Here is a 14,267-nt window from a genome sequence, read left to right as displayed (position 1 = left end):
CTCACGGAGCGTCCAATTCGGTCGTCCCTGGAGTCCATCTTTAGCGTCATCGCAACCCTCCTAACGCCTACCGCGCTTACCAGTAGCCTTAAAATTCCAAATCGGCTTGAGTCGATGAACAACATCAACCGTCGGGTCCATGAGTCTCAGTACATCATCCGCAGGCTTATACGCTTCGGGCGACTCATCGAGCGTCGTCTCGCATGCGCTCGGACAGTAGATGCCGGCATCGCGCATCTCGTTAACGAACGACCTGGTATCGAGCGTTTGGAACGCTTTGGTGCGGCTCATCGCGCGGCCCGTCCCGTGCGGCGCCGAGCAGTTCCAGTCCTCGTTTCCCTTGCCGCGCGCAATAACGGCACCGTCGCGCATGTTGAACGGAATCAGCACTATCTCGCCCGCATGAGCGCTAATGGCGCCCTTGCGAATCATGCCGCCTTCCGAGATGTAGTTGTGCATGGTGGTAAAGCCGTCTCCGTCGAGCCGAATTCCCGTACGCTCAACAATCTGTGCGACAATCGCCTTGCGGTTCTGGTTCGAGAAGCGTTGGCAGTTATGCATATCGACAAGATACTCGGCAGAAAGATCTCCCACGAGATACTTAAGCTCGTCGGGGATATCTGCCATGCACGTCTTCTGCGCCAGCGCCTGATGGTGCTCCGCCGTCTGCTTGCCCATGCTGCGCGAACCGGTGTGCACGACCAGATATTGGCACCCATCCTCGTCCTCGTCGAGTTCAATGAAGTGGTTGCCACCGCCCAGCGTGCCCATGGAGCGCTCAACCTTGCGTTTATCCTGCAGCCAATCACGCGACTCCATGTCAAAGTCCGCGAGTACGCAGGCAGGATCGCGATGAAGGCTAAAGCCCGTAGGCACCGCGCGTTTCACATCGCGATTGAACTGAATGAGGTCGTCGCGCGCGATGGTTTCCGCAAGCGGCACACAGTACATCCCGCATCCGATGTCGACCCCCACCAGGTTGGGAATCACCTTGTCGCCCAAGTTTGCCGTAAAGCCAATCACGCAGCCCTTGCCCTTATGGGCATCGGGCATGATGCGGATCTTGGCGCCTTCAAACGCCGGGCAGCTGGAAATCTCCTCGATCTGTTCCTCGGTTGAATCCTCAAGATTCTCGGCAAAGACTTTGATGTCTGCCATCGCATTTCTCCTGTTCTGATCCTTGTAAACCGGAACCGGCCCCAAGCCAATAGAGCGCATGTCACACCAACCAGCCAAACCGCCGATCTTCGTTTAACCACCTTTCGCCCTATTCGGGCTTTTATTGCTGCGAATACTACGGTCGCGCGGGCTACAATGAGTCCCAATAACGGGTCTTGTTTTAAATCTCCGGTTCTTACGATGCCGGCGAAAGGAGACAACGTGGCGAACAGACCAAATCAAAAGCTCAGACTTCTGTTCCTGCTTAAAACCTTGATGGAAAAGACCGACAGCACGCACGGGCTCACGACGCAGCAGATCATCGAGGAACTCGCCTATCACAATCTCGAGGCCGAACGAAAGGCCATCTATCGCGACCTGCAAACTCTTCGCGACTTTGGGCTCAACATCGACCAGCGCAGTGGCAAGGAATGGGCGCTGGCCTCACGCCCACTCGACCTGCAAGAACTCATCATGCTTGTTGACGCCGTGCAGAGTTCGCCGTTTTTGACCGATGAATTGACTGACCACCTCATCGGCAAGCTGCAGAGCCTCGCCAGCCTGGGCGAACGCGAGCTGATGCACAAGCGCGTCGACGTACCTTCGCGCGTGAAGATGCAAAACTCCGATGCTCTGCACAATATCGACCTTATTCAGCAAGCCATGCGCGAAAAGCGCAAGATCCGCTTCCGCTACTTCCACTACGACGCCGCTAAGCAAAAGGCCCTTAATCATGACGGAAAGACCTACGAGCTCACACCCGTGCGCCTTATCTACTCCGACGAACTCTATTACATGATCGGGTTTCGAGATAAATGGGCTAATGCCGGCTCGGGTCATCAGCCGTTCACGCCTTATCGCGTCGATCGTATGCTCGACGTTGCAGTGTCCGAAGAGTCCGCGACCAAAGATTCGCGCATTGCCGGCTATGTGCTCGAAGATCACGTCTCGCCATCATTTGGCGTGTATGCGGCGGACAAGACCACTGTGGTGCTGGAACTCGATGACCGTGCGATGAACCCGCTCATCGACAAGTTCGGGCTCGACGCCGTTGTGTTTGAGAACCAGGACGGGCGCCTGCTGGCTACCGTCAAAGCCCCACTGTCGCCGCAATTCTTTGGCTGGCTCTTGCAACTCAGCACGTTCATTAAGATCGTTCAACCTCAAAGTGCCATCGATACATATCTCAACTATCTCGATAGCACACGCGCGCTCTACCAGGAAGACAGGTAATACCGCCATGAACATGACCCCCGAACTCATCGCATCGCTCGACCGACTAAATCCCGAACAACTCGAGGCCGTCGAATGCCTAGATGGTCCGCTGCTCGTCATTGCCGGTCCCGGCACCGGCAAGACGCAGCTACTGAGTCTGCGCGCGGCGAACATCCTGGCCAAGCGCGATGCCGCCCCGCGCAACATCCTCTGCCTCACCTATACCGAGGCGGGCGCGGAAGCCATGCGCAAACGCCTGATTGAGCTCATTGGGCGCGACGCCTACGGCATTGAAGTCAGCACGTTTCACGGATTTGCGAGCAGCATCAGGTCGCGCTTTCCCGAGTTTTTCACACGCCCTGCGACCGACACGCTTGTTACCAGCTTGCACCAGCAAGAGATTTTTGATCGGCTGCTCAAATCGCTGCCCTTTGGTTCTCCGCTAGGCGGAGGGTCACCCGATATGCCCGCGCAAAACATCGGTAAGATGATCGGCTTTGTCTCCAAAATCAAACGCAGCGGCCTGGACTACGACACGCTGAACGCCATCGCGCAGCAGAATATCGACGCCGCTGTCTGGCTCACCGAACATTCCGAGCTGCTTACACTTGTCTGTGAAAGGGCAAGCACTGCGTTGGCTGAGCGTTTTGAGGAAGAGGCCGAGCGTGCCTGCGGCGTGGCGCCTACATCGCTCACCCGCCCGATCGGCTGTCCTGCTGGCACGTATGTACCGTACATTCTTGAGTTGCGCGACACCGTTCGCCGCACCGAACTTATTGACGAGAAGGGAAAGTCGTCGGGATACACCAAGGTACGCGACCAATTCTTTGGCGGTAGCAACTCCCAAGGACGTACGTTTAAAATTGCCGAGCAAAGCGAGCGACTTAAGGCTGCTTGCGACGTTGCACGTCGCTACCAAAATGAGCTCGACCAACATCATCTCTACGATTACGACGACATGATTGGCGATTTTGTCGACGCCGTCGAGCACAACGACGCGCTACGCCAAGTACTCCAAGACACCTATACCTATATCCAAGTTGATGAGTTCCAGGATACCAATGGTGCCCAGATGCGCATCATCGAGCTGCTCTGCGACGGCGTTGATGCGCCCAATATCATGGCCGTCGGCGATGACGATCAGGCCATCATGCGTTTTCAGGGCGCCACGATCGAATGTGCCAACCAATTTGCGGCCGAGTTTTCGCCCCGGAACATCGTGCTCAAGACCAATTACCGCTCCACGCCCGCCATCGTTGAGCTTGGTCAAGCTATCGCACGCCAAATTGAATATCGCCTCGACGCCAGCTCGAATAAGTCAATCGAAGCCTCCAAGCCTCAGGGTGATCAGGTCGACTTTAGTGAGAACGTCTTCGGCGGCAAAGCCGAGGAATACGCCGCCGTTACCGCGAGCATTAGGCAGAGGATTGATGCTGGCTACCTCGATGACTGCGAAGATCCCAATGAAGGAATTGCAGTCATCTCTGCCAAACACGCCGCATTGCGCTCGCTGATTCCCTTCCTCGTTAAGGAAAACGTGCCGTTTTCGTATCGCGAGCGGCAGAATCTCTTTGCCTCCGAGCGTATGCAGACGACGTTGGCACTGTTGCGTTGCGTTACTGCGCTTGCCCGCGGGCAAAAAGGACTGGCAAGCAGCTATCTCCCCCAGATCATTTGCGCCACCGAGCTGGGCGGAGATCATCCGTCATCCGTGGCGTTTGCGCTCAACGCCAAGCGTGAGCATCGCGGCGACTGGATGGCCGCCATGCACGAGAGCGATAACGTCCGCGTCAAAGAACTGTACGACGGCCTTATGCAGTGGGCGGCCGAAGCCAGCGCCTCCCCTGTCAGGCCACAGCTCTTTAGAATTGTCGAACGCAGCCTTGGCTATTATCAGGATTGCAAGGAACAAGATCCGCTGGGCGCAGCCGAATTCAATGCCGGCATCCGCGCCCTGCTCACCTTTGCCGAAGGTGAAATGGGAGACGCACGCCGTATGGGACGTGCGCTTCGCCTGCCCGATATTGTCGACAAGCTCGATGCCGCTCAAAAGTTTGGCGTGAGTATCGACGCATCGATCGACCTCGGCACGCCGGGAGCTGTTCGCCTCACCAGCGCCCATAGCTCTAAGGGCCTGGAATTCGACTGCGTCTACCTGCTCGATGCCGACGACTCCACTTGGCACAAAGGCGCCGGCGGCATGAGCTTGTACCCGTCCAACCTGCTTATTCGCGATGAAAAGGATGATGACGACGCGCGCCGCCTGTTGTTTGTCGCCATCACGCGCGCTAAACGACACCTCGAGCTGTACCGTGCCGGCGGGTCGGCACTGCAGGAGCTCACGGGGCTTATCGACTCTTGCGAGGTTTCTGCTGAAGCAGACCAGCTCAGCGTTGCAATCGAAACCGAGTGGCGCGACAACTACGTGCTCGATACGCCCGAGCTCCGCGCGCTTCTGGAACCTCATACCGACGTGAAGTTTCTTTCTGCCACAGCGCTCAACAACTTTGTGACGTACGAGCCTGGATGCGCAAATAGTCTGCACTTCCCTGAGAAGCAGATTGTGCGCCTACCCACGGCGCCCACGATCCAAACCGAATTCGGCACCATCGTTCACGCGATGTTCGAGGAGATCGTTAATAGAATGGCAACCGATGGCGAGGCGGCGATTGAGACAATTGAGGCCGAGTATCGCCAGCAGATTTCGTGGCTCGATTTTGCCCCCGAGGACGTCCATCGCTATTCGGAGCGCTTCGAACGCATTTGTCGTGCATTCGTCCCCTGGCTTATCGAGCATGTGCATGGCTATCGCTGCATCACAGAGGCGAATATGCAGTGCCTGACCACCGAAGGAACTCCGCTCTTTGGTTTTCTCGACCTGCTCCTCGTTGACGATGCAGCTAAAACGGTGCAGATCGTTGACTACAAGACTGGCTTTGGCAAAGAAGTCCCTGCAGGCTACCATCGTCAGCTCAAGTTCTACAAACTGCTGGTCGAAGCGTCGCCCGAGTTTTATGGCTACACCGTCACTTCCATGGGCGACTACTATGTCGAGCCCGACAAGGCAACGAATGAGTTGCGTCCGCCGTTCTCGACGACCGCCAGCACCGATGACATTGCCGAGCTCGAACACCTCATCGATGCCGTATGGTCTCGCATTGAACACGGTGCTTGGGATACCAGCGCTTTTGAGCAGAGCGGCGCTTATGAACTGGCCGTTGAGGAGCAGAAGGGCTGCCGCAAAAAAGCCGACAAGGCCGAGCTCATGCAACGCGCTTACGAGCATTGGCTAGTCGAGAACCCCGGAATGTGACAAAGGGACAGTCCCTTTGTCACATTCCGCCTGGCTTTTGGAGCGGCATTACCGATTGTCCAAAATGTCATTCGTGGGTAGAATAGTGTTGACGGCAGCCCAAGTTGTAGTTGGCTGGGCAACGCCGTTGTTTGCATTAGGGGGTCAACGCCTTAGTGGCGGCGACCCCTTCTGTTGCGCTTCGAGCGCTGCTTGAGTGCCTCGGAAAGGCCGACAAGCGCCGTGAAGAACGAGACCAAAGCGGTCAAAAGTCTCACGAAATCAATCAAATCGGTCATGGGCATCACCTCCCATCAGATGGAGGGCGTTGCCCGGCACATGGAACTGCCGTCAACGATACCGATTCTACCAGAGCCTAGTTATATATACGAATATATGTTCGTATTCCGAGAACACAGGCCCCGTGACAAAGGGGGACTGTCCCTTTGCCACATTATTCGATGATGGTGCGGGAGTTCTGCTTATGCATAGTGGCGAGCATGTGTTTGGGAACGGCGTGGACCATGCAGCTGCCGATGGTCGCGCTCGCGGCGGCCTTGGCTGCATCGCTAGCGTTTTTGGTCGCGTAGCTGTGGCGGAAACGCTTGAGCATGGCAATGTCGTTGCCGCCGTCGCCGTAAACCGCGACCTCGTCCTCGGCAATACCGTAGTAACCCGCCAGCCAGGCCACACTCTCGCCCTTGTTGCACGCCACGTCCGTGATCTCGAACATCACCGGATCGAACGGCGCGTTGACCACGCGGTCCGAGCGCTCGGCCAAATACGCCTTAAGGTCGCGCTCCAGCTCGGGTGAGGTCACGCGACAATTGATCTTGCATACATCGTGACGCAAGATATCGCCGATCGACTGATCGAAATACTGCTCCTCGTGATACCCGCCACGTGCACGCATGCCGCGCATCACAATACGCTTGATGGGGCTGTCCTTTTTAAAGCCCGCCTGATGCATCTCGAACGAACCGCTCGAGAACATGCCATCGGGTGTGGAGCAATCAAAGCAAATATCCGGGAATGCCTTGAGCAGCTCCTCGGTAACCTGCGGATCGATGGTCCAGGTTTTGAGCACCTCGCCATGACTGTCGCGCACGATGGAGCCGTTAGAGCAGCAGGCATCGAGCGCCAGCCCCGTAAAGCCATGCTCGCCGATTGGCAACGTCGAGCGCCCGGTCGCGGGAACCACATGCAGGCCAGCCTCGGTCAGCTCGCGAATGGCACGGCGGATGGTCCCATCCGCCTCGTGCAGGGCGTTCAGCAGCGTTCCGTCTAAGTCACTCGCAAACATCTTGATCATGGGCATGCCTCTCCTTCGTCTGCACGATATTGTAGACGAGAACGGGCGCGCCCCAAGAGAGGCGCGCCCGTCAGGCGAAAGATTGTCCTACACCGCGGCGGGGCCGTGTTCGCCGGTGCGGATACGGATAACTTCTTCGACCGGCTCGACCCAGATCTTGCCGTCGCCGACGGCTCCGGTGCGAGCAGCGTTGCAGATGATGTCAACAATTCCGTCGACGTGCTCGTCGGCACAAATGAGCGTGAACTGCACCTTAGGGATTGTGTTGACGAGTAACTCGTTGCCGCGCACGTATTCCTTCCAGCCATGCTGCGCGCCGCAGCCCTGCACCTGGTTGATGGTCATACCACGAACATCAGCAGCAAACAGCGCATCTTTAAGAACCTCAAGCTTCTCGGCGCGAACAATCGCCGTAATCTTCTTCATAGTGAATTCCTCTCTTTAATAAAAGAAATTGATTGTTCTTCACATGGCACGGGTTTTCCAGGTGCCCGAGATTGCCCCGAAAGAGGAGCGCCGCGTACTTCGATACGCAAGCGACGGTTTGAGGGGCAAGGTCGGGTGCCTGGGAAAGCCGTGCCGCTAGTCAAGTCCCGAGAAGGAGGGATACGCGCTCTCGCCGTGCTGGCTCGCATCCAGGCCCAACGCCTCGTCGGCCTCATCCACGCGCAGGCTGCCATGGAACAGTGCCTTGACCACCGCGGCGATCACCAAGTCGAGCACCAGCACAAGAGCGACCGTAACCACAATGCCCAAAATCTGCGAGATGAGCAGCGAGACATCGCCCGTGTAGAACAGGCCGCCCTTACCGGTCCACGAAAGCTCCGGCACGCAGAACAGACCCGTGAGCGCGCCGCCCAGGATACCGCCGATGCCGTGGCACCCGAACGCGTCGAGCGCGTCGTCGTAGCCGAACTTGGTCTTAAGATGGCTGATGGCCAGGTAGCAGACAGGCGAGACGATCAAGCCCATGACCAGCGCCGCCCACGGCTCGACAAAGCCCGCACCGGGCGTGACCACCACAAGGCCCGCAACCAGACCGGTGCTGGCACCCACCAGCGTGGGGCGGCCGGTATGCACGCGCTCGACGGCAAGCCACGAGACCATGCCCGCCGCGCTGGCCGTCACGGTATTGAGGATGGCGAGCGCCGCCACGGCGTCGGCCTTAAACTCGCTGCCGCCGTTGAAGCCAAACCAGCCAAACCAAAGCAGGCCGGCGCCCAGAGCCACAAACGGCACGTTATGCGGACGGTAGCTCACCATGCCAAAACCGCGACGACGGCCGAGCATTAAGCAAAGGATCAGGCCCGTCAGACCGGACGAAATGTGCACCACGTCGCCGCCGGCAAAGTCGAGCGCGCCGATGATGTCACCGATAAAGGAGCCCTCGCCGCCCCAGACCATGTGGGCGAGCGGCGCATAGACCACGAGCAGCCAAATGCCCAGGAAGGCCGTCATGGCACCAAACCTAACGCGGCCGGCCAGGCTGCCCGTGACGATAGCGGCCGTGATCATGGCAAACGCCATCTGGAAGGCGATGTTGATGATCTGAGGGTAGACGGCACCGTCCGCGGCATTGCCCTCGGCCGTCTGCAGCACCTGGTTGAGTACCGGCAGGCACAGCAGCTGGTCAAGGCCTCCAATAAACGGGTTCGCGCCGTCGCCACCATAGGCCAGCGACCAGCCGGCGACAATCCACAGCACACCAACCAAGCCAATGGCGCCAAAGCACATAAGCATGGTGTTGATGACATTTTTGCGCCTGGACAGGCCGCCATAGAAAAACGCCAGACCCGGTGTCATTAAAAACACGAGCATGGTGCAGATGAGCATAAACGTTGTCGATCCCGTATCGTACATTCGTCCCCCTTGGTCGCATGAACGTTGTCGGCGCCCATAATGCGGCCGAGGGGCAACTGGTGTAGACCAGATACGGCGTTGTTAAACGCTGTGTTGTCGAATGGAAACGGTGCCGCAATCTTGGAAACGGCGCGGCAACGGACGCGAAACCAACGGGAAATGCGCAAACCGAGAGGGCGTCCATGCCCGTATTTCGAATCAGCTGTAAACAGAGATGAGTCGGTCCCGAGGCAGGCTCTGCATTACATTTGGCCGTGATTCCCTTAGGGAAAACACGGCTAGGCGCTCTTTAACGTGTTTTCCCTAGGGGAATCACAGTCCAACATTACATATGGCGAGCAACTTTTGGCACACCGAAACGTTCGAGAAGGTGCTCGAGATAACCGTCCTCGTATACGCGATTAAATTGCACCCTCATGACCGGAATGCCCAAAGCCGTAATGTGCGACTCTCGTTGGCGCTCCTCAACCAAGCGCCTTTGCATCTCTTTTCCCAAGCCGTCCGCACCAACGTATTTACCAAAACCATCGACCTCAATAATCAAGCGGAGTCCATTCGGCAACTCGTAGTACATATCGACCCGAATCGCACCGCCATCGACCGGGTCAACAAACTCGGCTTGCAACATAGTCGGAGGAAGGTAGCCCAGCGCGATAATCAGTCCACGCACGACGGACTCGCCGCCGTTCTCCGAAGCACCATCGGCATAGCGCGCCACCATCTCAGCGCGCAACGCCCCAGAACGACATCGCGCCATCGTCTCAACATAGCCGCGATACTCCTGGATATCGAGTTTGCAGAACCGCAAGGCGCTATCCGCTATAGCCAGGCCGTCCTCAAAAGAAGCAACGAGCGAGCAGTCGAGCACCGTCCGTTCCAACGTTGTTCGTTTCACGGTACCGTTCAGCTCGATCTCACCCAGGGGGCACTCATGTCGATGGATTCCCGTGCCGCATCTTCCATGCGAGCACCCGCTCGCTACAAGATGAATTGTGTCCAGATATTTCTTCGAAACCCAAAGTCCATGGTCAAGCGCGGCAGAAAAGGAACAGACGGCCTCGTCAGGATGCTCATCGAGAAACGTATTTTGAACATAGCGCCAACGGACGCGCGGGCTTGTCTTGAGCGCATCCCACGTGGAGGCACGCATAAACATCCCGCCAAACGGACGCACGGCCACCCCAGCCGCTTCGGCACGACGAAGCGCTTCGCGATCCGCCCTGGTTTTGGGCACGAGACAACGCTGCATGCGCTCCGCCCAATCAAGCTGCTCTTCGATTCTTTGCCGTGCGCTGGTATTCCTCACGAAAGCCACCTCCCAATAGAGGCAGCATAGCCAAAAGGCACCTTACCAATCTCTTACCATTAACTGACCAAAAGCTTGACGCGCTGCTTGACGCCACAGGTCAGAGACGTCGTCCTAGCGCGCACCACGACAACGTCATTCGGTGAACGGTTGCCCTCGAGGTGCAGACGGCAACTTCTATGCCCCTTTTCGGCCCTCTGGCAGTTATGACGCCCCATAGTCTCAACTCAAACGTGATTTCCCTAAGGAAAACACGGCTAGGAGCTCTTTATCGTGTTTTCCCTAAGGGAATCACGATTGGACAAAGCGATAACATGGCTCCTTTAGAAACGCGCACTTGAAAGGCGCCTCCACGACTCCAGTCCCTAGTGCCGGAAGAGCTCACGGGCTCGGTCGCGGAGGTCGGTGGCTCGGATGACGCCCTCGTAGCGGTTGATGCGCAAGCGCGGGAAGGCATTGAAGAAGCGCAGGTCGCGACGGCTGAGCGACACGCTTGGCACCGGACGGCTCGCGCGCCTGCCGGCACGGCGACGGGCGAGCGATGGACGCGGCACGCTCGGCGCGGCATCGGCCACGCGACGGGCGGCAAGCGCCAGGCCGCGGGCGCCGTCCGAGATAAACGTCGGCATCGAAGCCTTCTCGCGCAGGGCGTCGAGCGCCGCGTCGCCCAGCTCCGCCAGCCACGCGTTAACGGCACGGCTGCGGATATGCGTCTGCGCCACCGAGTCGATCGCCGAATCGGGAATACGTTCGAGCATAGAGTCGGAGGCGTCGGCAAGCGACTCATTGATGCGGTCGGCAAGGTCGGCACGCACACGCTCAAGCTGATCGGACAGGCGGCGCCAGCTGGCCAACGAGCACACCGCATCGACCATCATCGCGACCGCGACGATAAAGGCGGACAGCCGCACAATCAGCACCGGCAGATGGCCAAGCAGCCCCAGCAATGCCGGCTCCACTAAACGGCAAATACACAACGCACCCAAGCCAAACGCGCAGGCCCAGTACAGGCAGATGCGTCCGTGCAGGTTAAACGGCAGATGCGAGTAATCCCAAAACCGGGCACCCGTCGTTTTTTCCAACAGCACGCCCACGCTATATTCGATCACGCTGCATACGAGCGCGGCAGCGACAAACTGGCTCGAGGCGTCTGGGATTCCACGCAGCAGCAACCAGCACGCGATGCCGCCCGCACCGTAGATGGGACAACACGGCCCTAGCAAAAAGCCGCTGTTGGCAAAGCGTCCGTGGTTGAGCATGGCGCAGACTGTCGACTCCCATACCCAGCCGCAAAAACCGTAGAAGGCAAACGAGAGTACCAGCGCCGAGAGCGGACAGGCGGCAAGCGTCGCGCCGTCAAATGCCATGTCGATCGCGGTTCCCACCGTCTACCCTCTCCTCTTTTCGTTCGATTCGCTGCTCACGTCATCGTCCGCCCTGTCTTTGCGCGGCAGACGGCCGGCAATCGTCTCGCGCAGCGCGCACCATTTATCCGCCAGGCACACAATCCATGCCTCGCGACACGTCGGCGGCACCGGTACCAGCGGAAACATATGCCGTACGATAATATTCCGCTCGCGCGACGTCAGCTCATAATCCTCTTCGGCACGCGCCAGGGCAAAAAACGGATGCCGAAAGCCATGCAGTCGATGGCTTGGGTCGGGATCGTGCCAGTCATAGAGAAAGTAATCGTGCAGCAGGGCCCCGCGCAGCAGCGACAAGCGGTCGACGGAGATACCGACGCGGCCCAGGCGCTCGGCAAAGGACAGACTTGCCCGCGCCACCGAGGTCACATGCGTATACACCGTCACATCGCCATGCTGGATAAACTCGCGCGTCAGGTCCAAACGGCCCTCCTGTGCCAGTTGACGGGCAGCATGGTCTACTTCGCACGCGATTTTCTCAGCACGAACGGTATCGGACATGCGGCCTCCTTCCGGCGGCGCTCGGCGGCAAGCCACAGCCTGCACGCAATGAATAAAATCATCATGGAACTTATCAGTATGGCATCGGACAAAACGTTTTGCCCCACCAGTTGGCGAATTACCGCGCCGCCGTCACATATCAAACGCCAAAATGTGCGAGACTGTCTTGTGCAATTGTGCCGGCCGAGGGAGTGCCGGCGCACGATTCGCATGGAGTAACCCACAACGATGCTGCTTACGCAAACGACAACGCCCGAGGACGTCAAGGCTCTCGATCGCGCCGAGCTTCCGCTGCTCTGCGGCGAGATCCGCCACGCCATCCTCGAAAGCTCCGCCGCCGTCGGCGGGCACGTTGCCCCCAACCTGGGCGTCGTTGAGCTTACGGTCGCGCTCCATCGCGTGTTTAACTCCCCCACCGACAAAATTGTCTTTGACGTGTCACACCAGACCTATGCCCACAAGGCGCTGACTGGGCGCGCGTACACTTATATCGACCCGGCACGCTACGGCGAGGCCTCTGGCTTTGCCAATCCCAACGAGTCCGAACACGACCTGTTTGCCATGGGGCACACCTCCACATCGGTGAGCCTGGGCTGCGGCTTGGCGCACGCTCGTGACCTGGCGGGCGCTGCGTACAACGTCATCACCATCATTGGCGACGGTTCGCTTTCGGGCGGTCTGGCGTTTGAGGGCTTCAACAATGCCGCCGAGCTCGACAGCAACTTGATCATCGTCGTCAATGACAACGACCAGTCCATTGCCGAGAACCATGGCGGCCTGTATCGCAATCTGGCCGAGCTGCGCGCCAGCAACGGCACCTGTGAGCGCAACGTTTTCCGCGCGATGGGGCTCGACTACCGCTATCTGGACGCCGGTAACGATGTGTTGGCCCTGGTCGACGCATTGCAGGAACTGCGCGATATCGATCATCCCATCGTGCTGCACGTCTCCACCGCCAAGGGCAAGGGCTTTGAGCCGGCCCAGAGCGACCCCGAGCGCTGGCACCACGTGGGTCCGTTTGACATGGCGACTGGGCGCAAGCTCTGCCCGGGCCATCCGAGCGAGCCTGCGCCGCGCACCTATGCCGACATTACGGGCGAGGCGCTCAGCGCCGCCATCGAGCACGATCCGCAGGTCGTGGGCATCACGGCCGCCACGCCCTACATCATGGGCTTTACACCCGAGCTTCGCGCCGCGGCAGGCAAGCAGTTTGTTGACGTGGGCATTGCCGAGGAGCACGCCGTGACCTTTGCCACCGCGCTTGCGCGCTCGGGCGCCAAGCCAGTCTTTGGTGTGTACGGAACGTTTTTGCAGCGCGCCTACGACGAACTGTGGCACGACCTGTGCCTCAACGACGCCCCCGCAACCATCCTGGTATTTGGCGCGTCGATCTTTGGCACCACATCCGAGACGCACCTCTCGTTCTTTGATATTTCCATGCTGGGCGGTCTTCCCAACATGCACTACTTGGCGCCGGCCTGCATGGAGGAATATCTGTCCATGCTGAGCTGGTCGCTCGATCACCGCGAGCATCCCGTGGCGATTCGCGTGCCGGGCATTGGCTTGGTAAGCCGCCCCGACTTGGCGCCTGCCGAGGACGCCGATTACGGCGCCGTTCGTTACAACGTGGTGCGTCAGGGTCGCGACGTGGCCGTGCTCGCGCTTGGCGATTTCTTTGAGCTGGGCGAGCGCGTGGCAAACCGCTTGGCTGCCGAGTACGGCATCGAGGCCACGCTCGTCAACCCGCGCTATGCAACTGAGCTCGACCGTGAGTTCCTCGACAGCCTTGCCGCCGAGCATCGCGTTGTCGTCACTCTCGAGGACGGCATCTTGGACGGTGGCTGGGGCGAGCGCGTGGCGTGCTACTTGGCCTGCACGCCGCTGCGCACCCGCACCTTCGGCATCGCCAAGGGCTTCCCCGACCGCTACGACCCCAACGAGCTGCTCGCCCAGAACGGCATGACGGTCGAGAACATGGCCGCCGAAGCCGTAAGGCTACTCAACGAGTAAAAAACCTCCGCAAGGGAAGCACCCCTGCGGAGGTTTTTATTTTCGCGGCGCGAAAAACGAATAACCGTTCGTACGCGATCTCCTTACTTATATATGTGTCGCGTTGCCGCCATTATAGCGACCGCTGCGAGCGATCATGCCGTCTGCAAAACCCTATCTCAGCAGCAATAACCGACGTTTCCCCAGATA

General features: G+C 58.8%; 11 protein-coding genes. 3 read left to right on the top strand and 8 right to left on the bottom strand.

Going from position 1 to position 14,267, the window contains the following annotated elements; genetic code table 11:
* Positions 1 to 60: 60 nt before the first annotated feature.
* Positions 61 to 1,158: an RtcB family protein gene (locus tag ACEXKH_RS05645; RefSeq protein ID WP_373573401.1), complete on the bottom strand. Its 1,098-nt coding sequence runs from the start codon at positions 1,156 to 1,158 to the stop codon at positions 61 to 63.
* A gap of 222 nt (positions 1,159 to 1,380) precedes the next feature.
* Here ACEXKH_RS05645 and ACEXKH_RS05640 point away from each other — a divergent pair, with 222 nt between their 5' ends.
* Positions 1,381 to 2,391, top strand: a complete 1,011-nt coding sequence (locus tag ACEXKH_RS05640; protein ID WP_373573400.1) for a helix-turn-helix transcriptional regulator — start codon at positions 1,381 to 1,383, stop codon at positions 2,389 to 2,391.
* Between the two features lie 7 nt (positions 2,392 to 2,398).
* On the top strand, positions 2,399 to 5,686 hold the full coding sequence (locus ACEXKH_RS05635; RefSeq protein WP_373573399.1) for an ATP-dependent helicase: 3,288 nt from the start codon (positions 2,399 to 2,401) through the stop codon (positions 5,684 to 5,686).
* Between the two features lie 152 nt (positions 5,687 to 5,838).
* On the opposite strand, the gene ACEXKH_RS05630 is transcribed toward ACEXKH_RS05635, so the two are convergent.
* From ACEXKH_RS05630 to ACEXKH_RS05600, 7 genes are all read right to left on the bottom strand, one after another.
* Positions 5,839 to 5,964, bottom strand: a complete 126-nt coding sequence (locus ACEXKH_RS05630; protein WP_373573398.1) for a hypothetical protein — start codon at positions 5,962 to 5,964, stop codon at positions 5,839 to 5,841.
* Positions 5,965 to 6,119: 155 nt separating this feature from the next.
* Entirely contained in the window at positions 6,120 to 6,977 is an 858-nt protein-coding gene (locus ACEXKH_RS05625) for an HAD-IIB family hydrolase (protein ID WP_373573397.1), read from the bottom strand.
* Between the two features lie 87 nt (positions 6,978 to 7,064).
* Positions 7,065 to 7,403 carry a P-II family nitrogen regulator gene (locus ACEXKH_RS05620; protein WP_117629936.1) on the bottom strand — a complete coding sequence of 113 codons (339 nt, stop codon included), beginning with the start codon at positions 7,401 to 7,403 and terminating at the stop codon, positions 7,065 to 7,067.
* A 156-nt stretch (positions 7,404 to 7,559) separates the two neighbouring features.
* Positions 7,560 to 8,837 carry an ammonium transporter gene (locus tag ACEXKH_RS05615; protein WP_373573396.1) on the bottom strand — a complete coding sequence of 426 codons (1,278 nt, stop codon included), beginning with the start codon at positions 8,835 to 8,837 and terminating at the stop codon, positions 7,560 to 7,562.
* 325 nt (positions 8,838 to 9,162) lie between these two features.
* Positions 9,163 to 10,143 carry a hypothetical protein gene (locus ACEXKH_RS05610; RefSeq protein ID WP_373573395.1) on the bottom strand — a complete coding sequence of 327 codons (981 nt, stop codon included), beginning with the start codon at positions 10,141 to 10,143 and terminating at the stop codon, positions 9,163 to 9,165.
* Between the two features lie 365 nt (positions 10,144 to 10,508).
* Positions 10,509 to 11,528 carry a putative ABC transporter permease gene (locus tag ACEXKH_RS05605; protein WP_373573394.1) on the bottom strand — a complete coding sequence of 340 codons (1,020 nt, stop codon included), beginning with the start codon at positions 11,526 to 11,528 and terminating at the stop codon, positions 10,509 to 10,511.
* A 3-nt stretch (positions 11,529 to 11,531) separates the two neighbouring features.
* Positions 11,532 to 12,068, bottom strand: coding sequence for an HD domain-containing protein (locus ACEXKH_RS05600; RefSeq protein ID WP_373573393.1), 537 nt, complete (start codon positions 12,066 to 12,068; stop codon positions 11,532 to 11,534).
* A gap of 228 nt (positions 12,069 to 12,296) precedes the next feature.
* Here ACEXKH_RS05600 and ACEXKH_RS05595 point away from each other — a divergent pair, with 228 nt between their 5' ends.
* Positions 12,297 to 14,078: a 1-deoxy-D-xylulose-5-phosphate synthase gene (locus tag ACEXKH_RS05595; RefSeq protein WP_373573392.1), complete on the top strand. Its 1,782-nt coding sequence runs from the start codon at positions 12,297 to 12,299 to the stop codon at positions 14,076 to 14,078.
* The last annotated feature ends 189 nt before the right edge of the window (positions 14,079 to 14,267 follow it).

This window comes from Collinsella aerofaciens ATCC 25986 (genome assembly GCF_964259375.1).
Taxonomy (GTDB): Bacteria; Actinomycetota; Coriobacteriia; order Coriobacteriales; family Coriobacteriaceae; genus Collinsella; species Collinsella aerofaciens_BO.
Note: the sequence above shows the minus strand (reverse complement) of the source record. Positions and strands in the feature narration are given on the sequence as shown.

Excerpts from the sequence above, each read along its gene's own strand:
- ACEXKH_RS05620 (WP_117629936.1), bottom strand. The coding sequence starts at position 7,403 with ATGAAGAAGATTACGGCGATTGTTCGCGCCGAGAAGCTTGAGGTTCTT.
- ACEXKH_RS05635 (WP_373573399.1), top strand. The coding sequence starts at position 2,399 with ATGAACATGACCCCCGAACTCATCGCATCGCTCGACCGACTAAATCCC.
- ACEXKH_RS05630 (WP_373573398.1), bottom strand. The coding sequence starts at position 5,964 with ATGACCGATTTGATTGATTTCGTGAGACTTTTGACCGCTTTGGTCTCG.
- ACEXKH_RS05615 (WP_373573396.1), bottom strand. The coding sequence starts at position 8,837 with ATGTACGATACGGGATCGACAACGTTTATGCTCATCTGCACCATGCTC.
- ACEXKH_RS05645 (WP_373573401.1), bottom strand. The coding sequence starts at position 1,158 with ATGGCAGACATCAAAGTCTTTGCCGAGAATCTTGAGGATTCAACCGAG.
- ACEXKH_RS05595 (WP_373573392.1), top strand. The coding sequence starts at position 12,297 with ATGCTGCTTACGCAAACGACAACGCCCGAGGACGTCAAGGCTCTCGAT.
- ACEXKH_RS05625 (WP_373573397.1), bottom strand. The coding sequence starts at position 6,977 with ATGATCAAGATGTTTGCGAGTGACTTAGACGGAACGCTGCTGAACGCC.
- ACEXKH_RS05600 (WP_373573393.1), bottom strand. The coding sequence starts at position 12,068 with ATGTCCGATACCGTTCGTGCTGAGAAAATCGCGTGCGAAGTAGACCAT.